The sequence below is a fragment of the Clostridioides sp. LIBA-7678 genome (assembly GCF_056716065.1).
On the sequence record NZ_CP196987.1, the window covers coordinates 1,671,022 to 1,689,382 of the forward strand.

Below are 18,361 nucleotides of genomic sequence, written 5' to 3' on the forward strand. Positions count from 1 at the left end.
CCACAAATTATTAATGTAGTTATAATATAGTTATAACATAAATATTTATTTAGGATAATATTTACTATCAAAATTTTAATAAATCATTACATATATATACTTATAAAAATATATTTATGGATATTTTTATAAGTATATTTATCCAAAATAGAGTTATTAATTATAGATGGTTAGTTTTTCATAAATAAATGATTTGAATTATATAGAATATAAAAAAATAAAGGTACGATTTATGTGTACCTTTATTTTGATTAAATAGATAGAGATTAAAAGAAATTATAATTACATATTTTTATAACTTTCCAATATTCTAATATAGTGGTTGGCTTCTCTTAATACATGGTCTGCTAAAAGTGGTAATATTATAGACCTTATCTTACATTCTTCTATTCCTGATGTACCAGCTTCTTTAAAATCCTTAAATTCAACAGTTTCATTTAATGTTTCATCTGTAATACTTGCTACATCAGTATCAGTCATTTCATTTGTTTTTTCAATTAATTCATTAAATTTTATAGCAAATTCATTTGCAGTATTTATTAGTTCGCTTTCAGATGGGTCGAGTAATCCTCTCATAAATAGTGCGTGTTCCATCATAATATGGTCCCAGAATAATTCTATTTCTTTGAAATTTTTTAAATCAATATCTACTTTATTTTCAAGGTCAATTACATAGGAACGATACAAGTTTGCTTCATGTATTATATGTTCAATAAGTAATGGATAGTTTGAAGTGAACAAGGTGCACGATAGTACTCCATCTAAAACCCTTTCTTTTAAATTAATAAGTCCATCAAGTAATCTTATTGCATCAGAGTTAAGCTGAGCTACATAGTCTACTAAGTCTTGACCAACCTGTGGGTTTACACCACTTTGTAGGTTTAATTCTCTTGTAGTTAAGTTTTGATTTATTTCTATTCCTGTAAGTTCTTCAGTTTTTTGTTCTGCATTCAATGTAAGAGTAGTTACAATCTCTTCTGAATATAATATATCAGGTCTAATTATACCATTACTAGCACTAACAGTATATGATAATAAATCTTCAAATTGTTTTTTATAGTGGTCAGCTTCCATAGCAAGATTATAATCTTTATGTGTAAATCCTGCCTCTAGAAAAAGAGAATGTTCTTTCATAATTCTTGCAAAAAATAAATGTAATTCTAGTGATAAAATAGCATACTTTTGATTATCTATCATAATTTCCTCCCTTTAGAAAGTATCTTATTTATAATACTTTATTCCTAATATTTAAATTTATGTATATTAAGGATAAATTAACTAAATTTTAGAATTGCTTTTTACTAAGCTATAGCATTTAAAGGACTGTTATTTAGGCAAAAATAATCAAAAGAAGTATTTTATAAATAAACATAAAGACAACTATATAATAATTTTTGTTATCTGTTTTTTTAAAAAAAGATTTAAAGATTTATTGGGCATACAATTTAGTTGTTTAGTAAGTGTCAGTATATTACTTATAATAATGAGGCAAGTAAATATTAAAGTATACCAATGATTCAATTTTAAGTTGTAAAAAAAGAGGATTTAGGTTACTTGTTTTTCTTTTTAATAAATTTATACTTAGATTTTAAGTGAATTATATATTTTTTGTTTAAAACTCTCATTAATTAAGGCATGAGAAATTATTATTATTTAAAAAATATTTTATACTAATTTCACTATAAAAAACAATAAAAGCGTGAGTTTACTAAATTATGGGTAAAACTTCAAAAAGAATAATATATTAGATATAATTATATTACTATGTTATAAAAAAATTATTGGATTAATTAATTTATGACATTTTACATATAATTTGCTATAATATATTTAACTTTGAAACAACAATAAATTCATTGTATAAATTACTAAAAACAAGTTGAGATAAAATTTGAAAAATAAAATAGATTTTAAGATATAAAAAATATTTTTATTATATAATATGGTTTTAGGTTGAGTGTAATTTGGGTTTATAAGCTATTTTATTGTTAGTAGTATGTAAATTATTAAAAATAAATACAATAGTATTTTAACATGAGTTAATCTAAATAATAATGAATAAGTTAACAAAATTATTGAAAACTTTTTGGAGGAAAACAGGAATACTGGAATTGGTAGCTGAAAAAGATTTTTGGATATATTCAGAAATTTCAGTATAATTAGTGATGATGACAGTTGCAACTGTAAAATTTTAGTATACATCAAGGCCACAATAGAGGGGATAAGTAAGTTTTATAATAGGTATCACTACCCTAAAATAAATAGGAATAGAAACAATAACTATCATCCTTTAGCTAAATAAACATGGCTTAGTACAAAATAATAAAGAACCCAAGTTTAATGCCCCTCTTTTTTATACTTGAAAAGTTGAGGGTATATCTATTTGGGTGTGAAAATAATTCCTGTAATTTATAGAATAGTAATATTCCATACAAGGATTATAAAATAAAGATTAGAGAAGAACAACATTTTCATACATGTTTGTGCTTGACCAAAGTGAAAGGAATGATAAAATATATGAAACTAAAAAATGCACTCAGATTAGCTTTTATTGTATTAACATTAATACCTATTATGATTGTTTCAGTTTTATTATATAAAAGTGGTTTTGAACTATCAAAAAAAACTTATGCAAATAATTTAAATGAAAGTATAAATGTACAAGGAGATTATATATCTCAAACAATTGAGTCAGATATAATTTATAATAGTAGTTTTGCTAAAAAAACGTTGAATAAATATAATGAAAATAAAAACAAAGAGTATTTAATAGAAGCTTTTACCTCCTATCTAGATATTACTGAAGATAAAATTATGGCTAGTATCATGATAGATAAGGATAATAAATTGATTTACAGTACAGGTGAAAAAATAATAGTTGATAAGATTTATAATCAGGTACCAAATAAAATAGAAGATGAAAAACAAAAAGTATTAGAATTTAATCTATCACAAAATTCATATAGTTTGGGAATTTTGACTCCAGTCTGGATTAATGGTGAATATATAGGAAGCATGATTTCAGTTTACAATGAATCTTTTATATTTAAGATTATTAGCAGTTATTACGATATAAGTGATACTGCAACTTATATTTGTAGAAAGAATGGTGAAACTATTAATTATAAAGGTTATTATCATAGTGAAGATAATCAAATCATTAAGATTGAAGATGACTTTTCGAAGAATTCTTTTGGACAAATTGAATCAAAAATAGGAGAAGAAAATACCTTTGGATATTATAAATCAATTCATAATACTCCTTGGTATTTAGTAATTCTAGTGGAGGATAGTTTAATTTATAATTTTACAAATCAATTTATTTATATTTATATTATAATCATTACATTTATATTTATTGCAGATATTTTGTTGGCATTTTATTTTACAAATAGAGTAGTTAAACCAATAATAAGTTTAATCAAAGTTATGGATGAATATCAGAATAATTTAGATAGAGAGATTTTGGATAATGAAAAGAATGCAGGATATTACGAAACAAAGTATCTAAGAAAGAAATTTTTTGAGTTGATGAATACGGTATCATTAGCTCAGCACAACTTTAAGGGGATTTATCAGTTATATCAATCAAATGATATGAGAGATATTAATATTGATATCGATGTAAAGGAACAAAAGATTTATAGTAATAAAGAAAATTTTACTGAATTGTTGAATAGAATTGAATTAGATGAAAATGATTGTGTTATAGAAAATTTTGTAAAATGCTTTTGTAAAGAAGATGAAAACAAATTACGTAGCATTTTTGAAAATATGAGGGATAAACACCTTGCAACATCAGTTGAGGTAGAAGTCTATACTTCACATTTGAATCAAAGATGGTTTCATGTAGTTATTGTACCTTTATATGAGGATAGTAGACTTTCTCGTTTATTTATACAGTTACGTGATATTAGTGGATTTAAAAAGCAAGAAATTGAATCTAATAAACAAGCTAGGAGAGATTCTTTAACAGGGTTATATAATAGACTTGGACTTATGGATTATGTTCATGATGGTTTAGAAAATAACAGAAGTAAAATGTATGGAATTTTATTTGCAGATATGAATTATTTCAAGTTGGTAAATGATCGCTTTGGACATAGTGAAGGAGACAGGCTTCTTATTCAGATAGGAAATGATTTATTATCAATTGTTAAGGATTACGGAATTGTTTCAAGATTAGGTGGGGATGAGTTTATAGTTTTGCTTCCTATTACTTCAGAAAATGATTTAACTGACATAAAGTCAAAGATTGAAGAAAAACTAATTTATAAATATGAATATGAAGAAGAACAATTTATTATTTCTGCTAGTGTAGGAAAAGCAACATGGGATAGTGATTCAACATCAACATTTGAAGAATTATTAAAACAGGCAGATGAATCTATGTATCGAGTAAAGCGACAATTAAAGGCAAGCATAAAATAAATTATATTTAGAAAAATCAAAAATTAAAATGTATGCTACATATACTGCCCAGACTAGATTAAATCAGTCTGGGCTAAAGTTCCAATCGATACATAATGAACTATGTGTTGAAGAATGGTATGAGAAATTTGATACTATAGAAACATATCCTATAATTACTTTGACTCACGATAAATTGAATTGTATTGAATTAATCCTTGAGGATTTATATGGATTCCTTTTATATCATTTAAGGCAGCACTTAATACCATTGGATTTTGTAATATGATAATAGGGGAATCTTGAGTGACTATAGAGTTTACTTTTTCATATATATCTTGTTTCTTTTTTTTATCATCTTCTTTTCTAGCATCTGCTAGCAATTTATCTACTACAGGATTACTGTAATTACTTGAATTTTGAGTCTTACCACTATTAGTTCCCAATAAAACTGGAAGCACACCATTTGGATCATTATTAAATGCCCAACCAACTAGAATAGATTCATGTTTACCCTCATTCATCATATTTGCAGCTTCCTGCATAGTAACTAAATTATAATTTAATTTGATACCTACTTTAGCTAAATCTAATTTAATAAGTTCTAATGTATTTTTTCTGATTGTATTTATGGTTATTACATTTAATTCTAACGTATTTTCATAGCCAGATTCTTTTAATAATCGTTTTGCTTCTTCTGGATTATATGTAATTTCAGGTTCTTTATATCCCATAATACCTTTAGGTATTAAACTTACAGAAGGTATACTGTAGCCATGATATATACTATCAGTAATTTTTTGTCTATCGATTGCATAACTCATAGCTAAACGTATTTTTTGATTATCAAAAGGTGGAAACTTTGTGTTAAGTGATAAATACTCAATTTTGGATGAAGGAGATTGTAATAATGTAACATTATCAGATAATTTCAATTTGTCACAATCATATGCAGAAACACTAAATAATATATCAACATCTCCATCTAACAGAGCTGTAGTTCTATCTTGCTCTGTAACAATAACTAAAAAATTGAGATATTTAGATTTTGCCTTTTCCAAATAATAATCATCAAATCGCTCTAATGAGATTTTTTTATTTTCTATTCTTTCAATAAGTTTAAATGGGCCACAACCAATTGGTTTGGAAAAATCATATCCTTTAGATTCAACTACATTTTTTGAAACTATAGAGGTTTCTGCTTTGGCAAATAATGAAGGTAATTCAGAGTAAGGTTCATTTGTAACAATTTCAAATGTAGTATCATTTATCTTTTTTACACTTTCTAAAATTTCAAGAGCCTTTTTTGTTCTTCCTCCAAGCATAGCACGTTGAATACTAAATACAACATCTTCTGCTGTCAAAGAAGAACCATCATGAAATTTAACATTATCTTGAATTTCAAATTTCCAAGTATAATCATCTATCCTTTTTTCACTTTTAACAAGTAATTTTCTTAATTGTAGATTATCATCAAAATCGTACAATGTTGTGTATATATTTCTGAGAATAGCTTCTGAGAAAATGTCAGAAGTCATCATTGGATCAAATGATAACATATCTTGTGTTAAAGCAATTTGAATTGGTTTTTCTTCTGATGTTTCATTTTTACCAGAGCTACAACCAGTAAATAATGCCAATGTAAGTAAAGCAATAATTAATAATTTCAAATTTTTGTACATATTTTTATCTCCCTCGTCTTAGTTATAACTACTTAATCTTAAAACTCATTATATCAAAATTTATTAGAAAATCATACAATACAAATTAGTATTAATAAGAAAGTTTATGGTAGAGTTTTCTTTATACAAAGTTACTTTTAGTTGTTAAGAATTTTAACTATTTTATGTTAGACAAAACTATATTTAAAATTGTCTTTTTATAACTATATTTTTTCTTTGAAAATAATAAATTACTGGTCTGTCAAACTTATTTTTTTAATTAATAGAACTAACAATAAGTAAGCTTAAAGAAGAATTAGTAATTTAAGAAGATTTTAATCTAATGAATTATAAAGTTAAAAAGGTTGGAACAAAATGGAGATAGGCCTATTTTTATTCCTGAAATGATGAAAATATATTTGCTTTCATATAAAAAAGAGTGCCTCATGGACTAAAAAGCTTATTTTGAGACACCTTATTTCACACTTAATAATGGATAATTATTATTTATGTAAAATACTAGTAATTTTGTTTATTTATATTATTAAATCATCAAGAGACTGTATTTTATTTTTGAAACAATGTCACAATTCATATGATATTCTTATTGAAAATCCTAATAGTCAAAAACATTCTTACATATCATATGTTGAATTTAAGAAAATAAGTTATTTAAGTTTATAATTTAGCTCTCTACAAATTATTCTTGCTGTTTCCTCAGCAACTTGACCTGTAAATAATATACATTGGTCCATATGTTCCTTTGTTCCAAGTGTCATTCCTTTTGTAAGAATTCTACAACATAAAGAATTATTTTTTCCTTTAAAAAAATCATGCAATTCTTTTGATAGCTCCATAGCCTTATTTACTTTTTCATCTTTAGCTTCACTTCTACCAAAGAATAATCCTAAAGCCATTATGCCACCAGTTATAGCTCCACATGTACATCCTGATCCTCCTATTCCAACAGGAAATCCTGATGCCATAGATATAATTTCATCTGTTATATCCAATTCAAACTCATCTTTTATAACTTTAACGACTGCTTCTGAACAATAAAAGTCACCATTACGATAATATTGTTCTGCTGTAACTCTTACTTTTTCTAAATTTATACTTTTCTCAGATTTTACTACACCACTATTCATAATTTTTTATCCTCCTTATATATAATAAATTAATCTCTTAATTAATAATAACTTATTTTTTATATTGTGAAATGCAATGAGTATTTTCAGATAATATATCACTTGTTCTGTAAAAATCAAAAACTACATTATGAACATAACCAGTATATATTTTACAGATATATGGTATTTTCACTAGAAATTGAAACAATTATTATATAATATATTGAATGTTAAGTATCATGCACATTTGTAGTTTATATTATAATCTATGAGTAATTGTTTTTCAATGGACTGTGGTTGAAGATTTAAGAGGGAATTGTAATGAATGTATTGAATAATGTCATAGAGACAATAGAAAATAAAGGGTATTTATTTTTTAAGTAAACCCATACTAATAATAAAGTATTGATTCAATATAGGATAAAGGAGTAATGTAGAGTATGAAATATTTTGTTATTGAAGGCATTATAAAAGATTCAAATTTAACTGATGAAAAAATTATGAAAAAGCACATGTCTTATACTCAAAAAGCGATAGATGATGGCTTAATCTTGATGTCTACACTTAAAACAGATATGAGTGGAGGATTGTTTATTATGAAGTCAGAATCAATTGAAAAATTGGAAGAGTATTTATTTAATGAACCTCTTAAAGCTTTTGGTGTGCAAGATTACAAAGTCATAGAGTTTTCGCCACATTATTTCAATAAATCATCTGCTGAGTGGTTTGATGATTAAAGATGTTTACTGTGTCAAACTAAAAAATATTTAGTAGACGTTAATGTTTTTAAACCTTTTCTTTCGTCACAAAATAAAAAAACTATAATGAAAATTATTACTTGAATTAATGAATAATTAGAAATAGGTAAGGAGTATCTTGTATAATATACTTCTTACCTATTTTAATAAGTAGAATTTTATAACAAAATATTTTGTAATAGGATGTTTATATGTTTAATTCAAATGTAAAATTGTCAATTAATCTAGTTTTTCCTATAAATACAGCAATTGCCACAAGTATAGAATCTTCTATTTCTTTAACTGGTTGTAATGTATTACTGTCTACAATTTCAACATAATCTATTTTTGCTAAGGGTTCAGCGTTTATGGTAGATATTATTAAATTTTCTAATTTTTTTACGTCTAAAGTTCCATTCATTAACTCTTTTTTTACGAGATTCAGACTTTTATTTAAAATCAAAGCTGATTTTCTTTCTTTTTTTGAAAGATATGTATTTCTCGAGCTTTTTGCTAAACCATCCTTTTCACGAACTATAGGACAGCCTATTATCTCTGTACCTATATTCAAATCCTTGACCATTCTTTTAATTACTGCTAATTGTTGAGCATCTTTTTCTCCAAAATAAGCTTTATCAGGAGTTACTATATTTAGAAATTTTGAAACAACCAGGCAGACACCTCCAAAATGAACTGGTCTCTTAGAGCCACAAAGAAAATCTGTAAGTCCAGATACACTTATGGTAGTACAGTTGCCTTTTAAATACATTTCTTCTGATGATGGATTAAAAACTACTGATGCACCACTATCCATACAGTATTTAAAATCTTTTTCTATATCTCTTGGGTAGCTATTAAAATCTTCATTAGGTCCAAATTGAGTTGGATTTACAAATACACTAACTACTACTTTATCATTTTCTTTTACAGCTTTTTTAATAAGGCTTTGATGTCCTTCATGTAAAAATCCCATGGTAGGAACAAGCCCTATAGAATAGCCAGATTTTTTCCAATCTTTAATTACATTTCTTAGTGATTCTATTTCCTTTATAAGCATTTTGTACCATCCTTAATCTTAGTATAATTTTTCTAATTCAGATTCATTTATTGAAAAGCTATGTTTTTCTTGTGGAAATGCACCAGTTTCAACTTCTAGTATGTAATTTTTAATTGAATCTTTCATTATATCTCCTATATTTGCATATTGTTTTACAAATTTAGGTACAAAATCTCCAAACATCCCCAACATATCTTGATAAACTAAAATTTGACCATCACAATTAATTCCTGCTCCTATCCCTATTGTAGGAATTGAAATAGAATTAGTTACCATCTCAGCTATTTTAGCAGGAACGCCTTCAAGCACAATAGAGAATGCTCCTGCTTTTTCTATTGATTTAGCGTCTTCAATAAGTTGTTTTGCTGTTTCACTAGTATTTCCTTGAACTTTAAATCCGCCAAATGAATTTACAGATTGAGGTGTTAGTCCTAAATGACCCATTACAGGTATTTGAGCATTTACAATGCTCTTTATTTGTTCTATAACGTTTGAACCTCCTTCTAACTTTACAGCATGTGCCCCGCCTTCTTTTACAAGTCTACCAGCATTTTTAACAGCATCTTCGATAGAAATATGGTAAGATAGAAATGGCATATCACTTACTATTAAGGCATTTTTCACACCATTTTTCACAGCTTTTGTATGATATATAATTTCATCTATAGTAACAGATAGAGTGTTTTCTTCACCTTTTATGACCATTCCTAATGAATCTCCTATTAAGATACCATTTATATTACATTCATCCATTAGTTTTGCCATTGAATAATCATAAGCAGTAAGCATAGATAACTTTTTTCCTTTACTTTTAGCATTTTTAAAAGTCAGTATAGTATTTTTCATCGTTTTTTCCTCCTAAAATTTTGTAAATCTCTTTGTATTTTTCAGATTTACTTATTAAATTTTCAACTGCGTTTTCTGTAGAAATACTTTTTGTACATTTTAATGAATCTTCATTTTCCAAGGCTATTATTTTTAGTAGATTTAAGGATAGAATTTTGTAAATATCTTCATCTTTCTTATCTAATGCTGATAAATGTTTTTTTATTGGTGTTATATCCCCACGGACAATAGGTCCAGTAAGGGCTTTAGAAAATCCATTATCAAGTATATTTTCTATATTTATTTTGACTAAAGGATTTATAGCTTTTAAAGTTTCTTCCTCAGATAAACCCAATTTGATAAAGTAATTTACACCTACATTTAGTAAAGATAACACTAAATTTGAAACTAAAACATTAGCTAAATGATAAGTGGATGAAGTATTTTTATCTCTTATAAAGAATTGATTACCCAAGCTATTTATAAAATCTTGAATAAATAAATCATCTTTTTCATTATCACCTTCTATGGAAAAACAAATGTCTTTCATTTTTTTTATATCAGTATTTTTATTGGAAAATGCAAATATAGGATGGATAGAATAAATTAATGCACCTGCTTTTTTTGAACAGAACAATATACTAGATTTTAAAGAGCCACTTGTGTGGCAAATATATTTATGTTTTAAATTAAATTTGGAAAGTTTTTTGTCTATAATTTCAATAGAATCATCTGATGTTGTAATAAATAATATATCGTTTTCATCAATAATGTCTTTCAAGTTACTGTAAATTTTTGTTTTTGTTAAATTTGTTGATTCTAGTAAAGATAATTGATTTCTTCCATAAAAACCTGTTACATAATAAGCCTTTGACAAAAAATAATTTGCCAAAGATGTACCAACTTTTCCGGAACCAATAAATCCTATTTTAATAGTACCACCTCCACTTTGTGATACAACATCTTAATTTCCAATCTCATTCATGAAGATATGAGTTACATAAGACAAAATAATTAAAAACATTTAAAGTATAGTTCTCATAACAAGATACCATCCATGGATATTTTACCATTTAAATGAAAGATTGACAAATAATTAAATAAAAGTTGAGTAAATATACTTTTATTTATGTTGTATTATTTTGATGGAGGTGTAGTTGACTTTGAAAATTATTAAAATAATACCCTTGTAAAAATAATAAAATAAAGACATTTATATAATGTATATGAAAGATGAATTATTTTAATAAAATAAAATATAAGTAAAAAAATTATGATATTTATTAAATATAAATTTTTTAAATTTGCAATATATAATGAAAATAATTTCATCTATTTCTAAAAAAAATCTTTTTTACTTTATATTATTAATATTATTTTTTATTATCTTAAATTTTAAAGTAATAAAAAATATACAGTTTATTTCTTATATCTAATTTTATAAAGATAAATACAGCAGTAAAATTTAATATAAGGCTGATAAGCATTATATACAATAATCTTGTTCAAATTGATAATATGATATTGATGTATTTTTTTTTATCAACTATAATCTAAAATATGAAGTAATAAGTTTTTTTATTAAATTGTATATTTAATGTATATATAAATGACAAATAAATCCTCTGTAATAAAAATAATTCTAGGAATGTGGTTATAAATAATAGCAATGATGAAGGAGGTAAGTATATGAACAAACATAATCTTGAGGTTATATTAAATCAGCTACAGATTAATATATATATTACAGATATTCATACTGATAAAATTATTTTCATGAATGAAAATATGAAAAAAGAATATAATATTTCAGCTCCAGAAGGAAAAGTTTGTTGGGAGGTATTATATACTGAAAAAAATGCCCCATGTAGTTTTTGTAAAGTTTTAGAGCTGTTAAAGAATAATAAAAAAGGAACATTAATAAAGTGGTATGAAAAATGTAATAATTTAAATCAAGTTTTTGAAAATTATGATAGTCTAATTTCATGGCAAGATGGTACAGTTGTTCATATACACCAATCTATAGATATTACAAATTCCAAAAGCTTAAATGAGCAAGGTAAAGTTGAAGAATTTTATCAAATATCAAATAATAAAGAAGAAAGAGATTATCTTGAAGATTTTAATGCCTTAAGAAGTAAATTTGATTATGATTCTACATTACTTTATGATGCTTTGATTAGAGGTACAGATGAATATATATATATCTGTAATATGAAAACAGGAGTATTTCGATATTCACCATCACAAGTTGAATTATTTGATTTGCCAGGAGAAATTGTAGAAAGTCCAATTATTTACTGGAAGAGCATTGTACATCCAGAAGACTGGGACCGTTTTTATAAGTCAAATATGGAAATAGGTAAAAATAATATGGATTATCATTCAGTGGAATTCCGGGCTAAGAATCGCAGTGGAGAATATATTTGGTTAAGATGTAGAGGACAATTAATGCGTGATGAGTTTGGAGAACCAAGTATTTTTGCAGGAATAATGACACAGTTAGGGAAACAAAATAAGATTGACCCATTAACACAACTGTTGAATTACTATGAATTTATGAGTGTGTTTGAAGATAAACTTTCAAATCCGATGATTGAAAAATTATGTATAGTATTATTGAATATCGACGATTTTAAAAATGTTAATGAGATGTATGATAGAGATTTTGGAGATAATATAATAAAAACTTTAGCACAATCTATACAATCTATTTTACCAGGTAATGCTGAACTTTATAAACTTGATGGTGATGAACTGGGAATTCTCGTTGATAATGTTGAGGAAAAAGAGATTCAACTTTTATATGAACAAATACAAAATTTAATTATACATCTTCACCTATGGAGAAAATATGGATTAAATATAACAATTTCTGCTGGGTGTGTTATATATCCAAAACATGGGGATACAGTAAAAGAACTTAGTAAATATGCTAGCTATTCTTTACAGTATGCTAAAGATCATGGTAAGAATAGAATTGTTTTTTTCTCTGAAAAAATATTAAAAAATAAAATGTACTCTGTAGCAATGATGTGGGAGTTGAAAGCATCAATCAATGATAATTTTAGGGGATTTAGTCTTAGATTTCAGCCACAAGTAGATACACAAAGCCATAATATAATAGGTGTAGAAGTACTTTTAAGATGGACTAATAGTGAAGGTAAAGCAATTTCTCCTTTAGAATTTATTCCAATTTTAGAAGAAAATGATATGATAAATACTGTAGGAGCATGGGTACTTCGGATGGCATTACGTACTTGTGGAGAATGGATTGTTGATTATCCATTTTTTACAGTGAGTGTAAATATTTCAGCTGTTCAAATATTAGAGGATACATTTATTGAAGATATAATAAAAATTATAGATAAAGAAAATTTTCCTTATAAAAATCTTGTTTTAGAATTAACTGAAAGCCATACAGTACAGAATATGAGTATTTTACAATATAAGTTTAAAGTTTTACAAGAATTAGGCATTCGTATTGCTATGGATGATTTTGGTACAGGATATTCATCATTAGAAGTTTTAAAATTTGCACCAATAGATATAGTGAAGATTGATAGAGTCTTTGTTAAAGACATATTAAAAAGTAAGTTTGATGCCACATTTATACATTTTATTGTTGCAATTTGTCACGATGTAGGAATAAAAGTTTGTTTAGAGGGAGTGGAAACAAGAGAAGAGTATGATTTAGTTAAACAAATGCAACCAGATTACATACAAGGATATTTTTTTGGAAAGCCACAAACAGCAAGTGAGATTTTAGATATTTTAAAAATAGACAATTGATATTAATCAAATTTGTAATTTATGTTTATTTAATTTATTTTTAAAGAAACTTTATGAATTTAATTATAATATTGAAACCGTTGATATAATCAAAATAAAACATGATGTTGAGTACATAAAGGTAGAATCTATAAATAGTTGCTACCTTTTTTAGTGAGCAATAAAGTGTATAATTAAAAATTTAGTAAAGTGTTTGATAATTCATCATTTAAGATGATAAAAAATAAATAAGAATTGCTTGATTTAGCCAATAATAAAGAATATAGTAACTATATAGACAACAAAACGAAAAGGAGTGTATAACCCTTGGAAAAACAGTATTTTACCACAGGAGAATTTGCAAAGTTGTGTGGAATATCTAAACAGACATTAATTTTTTACGATAAAATAGGGATTTTTTCTCCAGAATATAAAGATAAAAATAATTATAGATATTATTTGATTTATAAATAATATTTATATATTAACAAGTATTAATAAACACTAAAATGTGCATTTTTACAGGTATTTGGACTAAAAGAGTATAAGGTGACTGACTGACATTTAACTGACAAAACCTACTTTTATGGGTTTAACTGACATTTAACTGACAGTCAGTTTTTTTATTTAAATAACATTTTGCTTAAATTGTCAGAAGCCTCTTTGTCCATTTCTTCTAAAACATGAGAGTATCTATTCATAGTTATTTTTATATCTGTATGACCTAGCCTTTCAGAAACTACTTTCATATTAGTTCCTCCTAAAAGCAATAAGGTAGCACTTGTATGTCTTAAATCATGTATTCTTATTTGTTTTAAATTATTTTTTTTAATAAATTTATGAAAGTTTTTTGACAATACAGTTGGTATCCAAGGTCTAAAATTTGTATTTAGACACACTAAGTTATTTTCATTTATAAGTGTGCCTTGCAATTTCATTTTGTTTTGTTTTAATTTTTCTATTTTTAGTTTTTCAACTAATTCTTTTGGAGCTGATAAAGTTCTTTTTGATTTTGGTGTTTTTGGTTCTTTAAATGCTATTTTATTGTTTGCATATATAAGTATCTGATTAATACTTATTGAATCGGTTTCTAAGTTAATATCAGACCATCTAAGTCCACAGACTTCTCCAATTCTTAAGCCTAATAACAACATTAAGAGAATAGGGATTTCTATGATATTATATTCTAGTTTATCTATTAGAAGTAGTGATTCTTCTTTATCATAAATATTAATTTTAAAAGAACTTTCTTTATGAGGTAGCTTTATAAAGTTACAAGGATTTTCTGTTATTTCTCTTAATCTGTAAGATTCTTTTAATACAGAACTTACAAAGCCATATCTAACTTTAGCACTTCCAGATGTAAATTTAGTAAATAGTTTATTTACGAAAGACTGCATTAAATAAGGTGTTATGTCTATTAATCTTGTATCTTTGAAAAAAGGCTCTATATAGTTTTTAATCCAAGATTTCCTATTCACAATTGTATAAGGAGACCAATTGTTACCATTTGTCACAATGTATTTATAACATGCATCTACAAATGTTATATCTCTTGGAGCAACAAACTTATTATTGTTTATAGTCGATTTTATTTCAATTAAATGTTTTTCAGCATCCTTTTTCTTTTCATAACTTCCATAACTTTTTTGTTTCTTTTTCCCAGTTTCTTCTTCCACATACTCCACATATACATGAAATTTTTCATTTCTTTTTCTTATGAAGGCTGATTTGATGTTCATATGTACACTCCCTTTATAAGTATTATTCATGTTTAAAATATATTGAATAACTCTAGTTTTATTATATCAAATCTAAGTTATAAATACTATTTGATGATAGAGCAGATGTATACAGAAATATATATATGAATTTTAAAAAAGTAATATATAGGTAAAATATGTAAGAATTATATGATATAATATTTTTAGCAAGAAGATGTAATCTACAATTTATAGAGTGGAGTTCATACAAAAGATTATCCTCCCAACGTATAGAAGGGAGGTGTGTATGTATGGATAATTTTTTACAAGGTGTACTAGCAAGTTTAGTTGCCAGTTTAATAGTTTACTTAACTAGTAAATTATTTAAAAAAGTAAAAAGCCACTCTGGCAGGAGTGACTTTAGTTTTGAACTGAAAATTAAGTTCAAAAAAATAAACATTAGTATTTGAACTTCACTCTACTTCCAAATAGATTGTAGTTCTTCTTGCTTTTATTATACCACAATAAAAAAATTTTAACATTAATTATTGTCAGTTTTGACATTAATTAATATTAATTTTTATAAACAATAATAATGAGTCTGAATTAATGAATAAATTTAATTGTAAAAGTTGTAAATAAGGAAGCACTTACAAATATGTAGGTGCTTTTGTTTTACCAAATTATGCTATAATATTGAGTGAGATGAGTAATTTGTGGGGGATTTTATTATGTCAGTGATAATAGTAGCAATAATATTAATGTTATTAGGAATAGTTATTTTTATAGGGTTTATGCCAGGAAGTTTAGTACTTTTGGCATCATTAATAATTATTTATTTTGTTAGAAAAAAACAAAGAGTTATGTGTATTATATCTTATATGTTTCTTATTTTTACAATATATTTATATGCAGTTTGGGAAGATATAAGCCCATATACAGAAGAGAAGATGGCTATTAGAGAAGAGCAAAGAGTGAAAGAGGAAAAAGCTAAAGAAGAAGAATGGCAAAGAGCAAATAGAGAAGAGGATGAAAGAAGGAAAAAAGAAAAAGAAGAAAAATATGGTATAGAAATAAGTGAAGAAGATTTGAAAGCCAAGTTAGAACCATTAATACCTCAAGAATATAAAGGTTCTCGTTATGAGTTAGAAGTCAGTAAAGGTAGAGGGAGGATGCTTGTTGATTTAAGTTTGCAAAACGAAAAATTTAAAGATTTAGGCGAGTGTAAAAAATTTATAAAAGAAATAGTTAATGAGGTGAAAAAATTTAAAATAGATACAGTCTATTTTGATTTTTATTCAAAAGATGATGGTGGTATATTGAATCATTTTAGGATTCAAGATTTTAGCAAAATTCGAAATAATGTAGATGAAGTTGAAAATATATATTTTCGAGAAGAAGAGGTTGAAACTAAAGAAGAAGAAAAGCTACGACAAGAAAAAAACAATGATAATAATTATATTCGAAATAGTGGAATTGACCCACTAGATAGAATAAAGAAACTAAAAGAGTTGTTAGACTCAGGTGCAATTACACAGGAAGAATATAATAAAAAGAAAAAGGCATTATTAGAATAGATAATATAGTAAGCACTTACAAATATGTAGGTGCTCTTAAATTGATAAATTATTCCATTTTAATTTTATAGTTTGAATTTTATGATATAATAAAAATATATAAATTTTGCAGTGAGCGATATTTGTGATAAAGTAGGCTTTAACAGTTGCAATGTAAGGTGTTGAGGGAATGTGATAAGCGTTATCAACTGCACTACTCATGGTTCACTGCAAATTTAAGAAAGTTATATATGTGTAAGTATTGGAAATGCTAAGTTTATTTTGGGGTTTTATATTAACTATGTGGTATGTAAATACAATAAGTAAATAGTTTCTCTCTATAATATCTTTGTTTTATATTAACTATGTGGTATGTAAATTAGATTATATAATTGGTCTAGCTTATTATAAAAATTGTTTTATATTAACTATGTGGTATGTAAATTAAAATTTGTTAAACCAAAAAACATCAATTTGATTAAGTTTTATATTAACTATGTGGTATGTAAATAGATAAATGACCCGATTTTTGATATGTATAAGCAAAGTTTTATATTAACTATGTGGTATGTAAATAGCGGTTAAAGTAACAAACATTGACTTAACAGGTAAAGTTTTATATTAACTATGTGGTATGTAAATAATGCCATACAAAACACATCCTAACTAAAAATATTTAAGTTTTATATTAACTATGTGGTATGTAAATTATTTCCAAACCAAATAAGCACCACCAATCGCAATAGTTTTATATTAACTATGTGGTATGTAAATACAACAGAACTACTAAGAGTAACAACGCCATCTTTGTTTTATATTAACTATGTGGTATGTAAATAAATAACACCTACTCACAATATAAATTTCTAAATTTAGTTTTATATTAACTATGTGGTATGTAAATAGTCTTATTATAAATACGAAAAAATAAATTATTTGCTTGTTTTATATTAACTATATGGTATGTAAATTAAACCGCTATCCGCCAATTTCTTAACAGCTCTTTTAGTTTTATATTAACTATGTGGTATGTAAATCTGTAGGAGGAGTTTCAGCGAAACAAACGGAAGTAGAAAGTTTTATATTAACTATGTGGTATGTAAATCAGTTACAAACTTTAGAAAAATCATCAACACTTACAAGTTTTATATTAACTATGTGGTATGTAAATATGTGACTTCTATTAAAATCTGAGATTTTCAATCTTTGTTTTATATTAACTATGTGGTATGTAAATGTATCAAAATCAGTAGTTTTCAAAATATCAGTTTTAGTTTTATATTAACTATGTGGTATGTAAATGTTCCATTAACTTGAAGTATTCCAAGTTCCTTCATTCGTTTTATATTAACTATGTGGTATGTAAATAAAAAAATTTATACTTAGCAGAGCTTTTTGACAAACCGTTTTATATTAACTATGTGGTATGTAAATATACTTAATTGACAATAATACGTTTCAAGAACTTTAGTTTTATATTAACTATGTGGTATGTAAATAACGCAAATACA

12 protein-coding genes, 1 pseudogene and 1 CRISPR repeat array (1 of these 14 cut by a window edge) are annotated in these 18,361 nt (G+C 25.5%); of the genes and pseudogenes, 6 read left to right on the top strand and 7 right to left on the bottom strand.

Annotated elements, in window-relative coordinates:
- Window positions 1-282: 282 nt before the first annotated feature.
- Window positions 283-1,197 carry a spore coat protein CotB gene (cotB, locus tag ACTG46_RS08145; protein ID WP_054269999.1) on the bottom strand — a complete coding sequence of 305 codons (915 nt, stop codon included), beginning with the start codon at window positions 1,195-1,197 and terminating at the stop codon, window positions 283-285.
- A gap of 1,320 nt (window positions 1,198-2,517) precedes the next feature.
- Between cotB and ACTG46_RS08150 the strand changes: the two genes are divergently transcribed.
- Window positions 2,518-4,431: a sensor domain-containing diguanylate cyclase gene (locus ACTG46_RS08150; RefSeq protein WP_054276456.1), complete on the top strand. Its 1,914-nt coding sequence runs from the start codon at window positions 2,518-2,520 to the stop codon at window positions 4,429-4,431.
- Between the two features lie 155 nt (window positions 4,432-4,586).
- Here ACTG46_RS08150 and ACTG46_RS08155 read toward each other — a convergent pair whose 3' ends face one another.
- Together ACTG46_RS08155 and ACTG46_RS08160 are read right to left on the bottom strand one after the other, a co-directional pair.
- Window positions 4,587-6,092: an ABC transporter substrate-binding protein gene (locus tag ACTG46_RS08155; RefSeq protein ID WP_054270001.1), complete on the bottom strand. Its 1,506-nt coding sequence runs from the start codon at window positions 6,090-6,092 to the stop codon at window positions 4,587-4,589.
- Window positions 6,093-6,739: 647 nt separating this feature from the next.
- Window positions 6,740-7,219 (bottom strand): C-GCAxxG-C-C family protein, encoded by a 480-nt coding sequence (locus ACTG46_RS08160; RefSeq protein WP_054270002.1) that lies wholly within the window; start codon window positions 7,217-7,219, stop codon window positions 6,740-6,742.
- 422 nt (window positions 7,220-7,641) lie between these two features.
- Here ACTG46_RS08160 and ACTG46_RS08165 point away from each other — a divergent pair, with 422 nt between their 5' ends.
- Window positions 7,642-7,938: a YciI family protein gene (locus ACTG46_RS08165; RefSeq protein ID WP_074178998.1), complete on the top strand. Its 297-nt coding sequence runs from the start codon at window positions 7,642-7,644 to the stop codon at window positions 7,936-7,938.
- 208 nt (window positions 7,939-8,146) lie between these two features.
- Here ACTG46_RS08165 and panC read toward each other — a convergent pair whose 3' ends face one another.
- From panC to ACTG46_RS08180, 3 genes are read right to left on the bottom strand one after another with little or no spacing between them, the layout of a single operon-like run.
- A complete protein-coding gene (gene panC, locus ACTG46_RS08170; protein WP_407964428.1) occupies window positions 8,147-8,995 on the bottom strand; it encodes a pantoate--beta-alanine ligase in 849 nt (282 codons plus the stop codon).
- Between the two features lie 18 nt (window positions 8,996-9,013).
- Window positions 9,014-9,841 carry a 3-methyl-2-oxobutanoate hydroxymethyltransferase gene (gene panB, locus ACTG46_RS08175; RefSeq protein WP_074179000.1) on the bottom strand — a complete coding sequence of 276 codons (828 nt, stop codon included), beginning with the start codon at window positions 9,839-9,841 and terminating at the stop codon, window positions 9,014-9,016.
- On the bottom strand, window positions 9,816-10,754 hold the full coding sequence (locus ACTG46_RS08180) for a Rossmann-like and DUF2520 domain-containing protein (RefSeq protein ID WP_479924061.1): 939 nt from the start codon (window positions 10,752-10,754) through the stop codon (window positions 9,816-9,818). The genes panB and ACTG46_RS08180 overlap by 26 nt, the downstream gene beginning before the upstream one ends.
- 755 nt (window positions 10,755-11,509) lie before the next feature.
- Between ACTG46_RS08180 and ACTG46_RS08185 the strand changes: the two genes are divergently transcribed.
- Window positions 11,510-13,612, top strand: a complete 2,103-nt coding sequence (locus ACTG46_RS08185) for an EAL domain-containing protein (RefSeq protein ID WP_479923914.1) — start codon at window positions 11,510-11,512, stop codon at window positions 13,610-13,612.
- A gap of 306 nt (window positions 13,613-13,918) precedes the next feature.
- A pseudogene (locus tag ACTG46_RS08190) lies at window positions 13,919-14,062 on the top strand (MerR family DNA-binding transcriptional regulator); the annotation flags it as partial.
- Window positions 14,063-14,214: 152 nt separating this feature from the next.
- Here ACTG46_RS08190 and ACTG46_RS08195 read toward each other — a convergent pair.
- On the bottom strand, window positions 14,215-15,333 hold the full coding sequence (locus ACTG46_RS08195) for a site-specific integrase (RefSeq protein ID WP_054270900.1): 1,119 nt from the start codon (window positions 15,331-15,333) through the stop codon (window positions 14,215-14,217).
- Window positions 15,334-15,605: 272 nt separating this feature from the next.
- On the opposite strand from ACTG46_RS08195, the gene ACTG46_RS08200 reads away from it, so the two are divergent.
- Window positions 15,606-15,764 carry a type I toxin-antitoxin system toxin gene (locus ACTG46_RS08200; RefSeq protein ID WP_479923915.1) on the top strand — a complete coding sequence of 53 codons (159 nt, stop codon included), beginning with the start codon at window positions 15,606-15,608 and terminating at the stop codon, window positions 15,762-15,764.
- A 261-nt stretch (window positions 15,765-16,025) separates the two neighbouring features.
- Entirely contained in the window at window positions 16,026-16,871 is an 846-nt protein-coding gene (locus tag ACTG46_RS08205; protein ID WP_479923916.1) for an SHOCT domain-containing protein, read from the top strand.
- Window positions 16,872-17,137: 266 nt separating this feature from the next.
- Window positions 17,138-18,361: a CRISPR direct-repeat array (repeat unit 29 nt; unit sequence GTTTTATATTAACTATGTGGTATGTAAAT) (it continues 185 nt past the right edge of the window).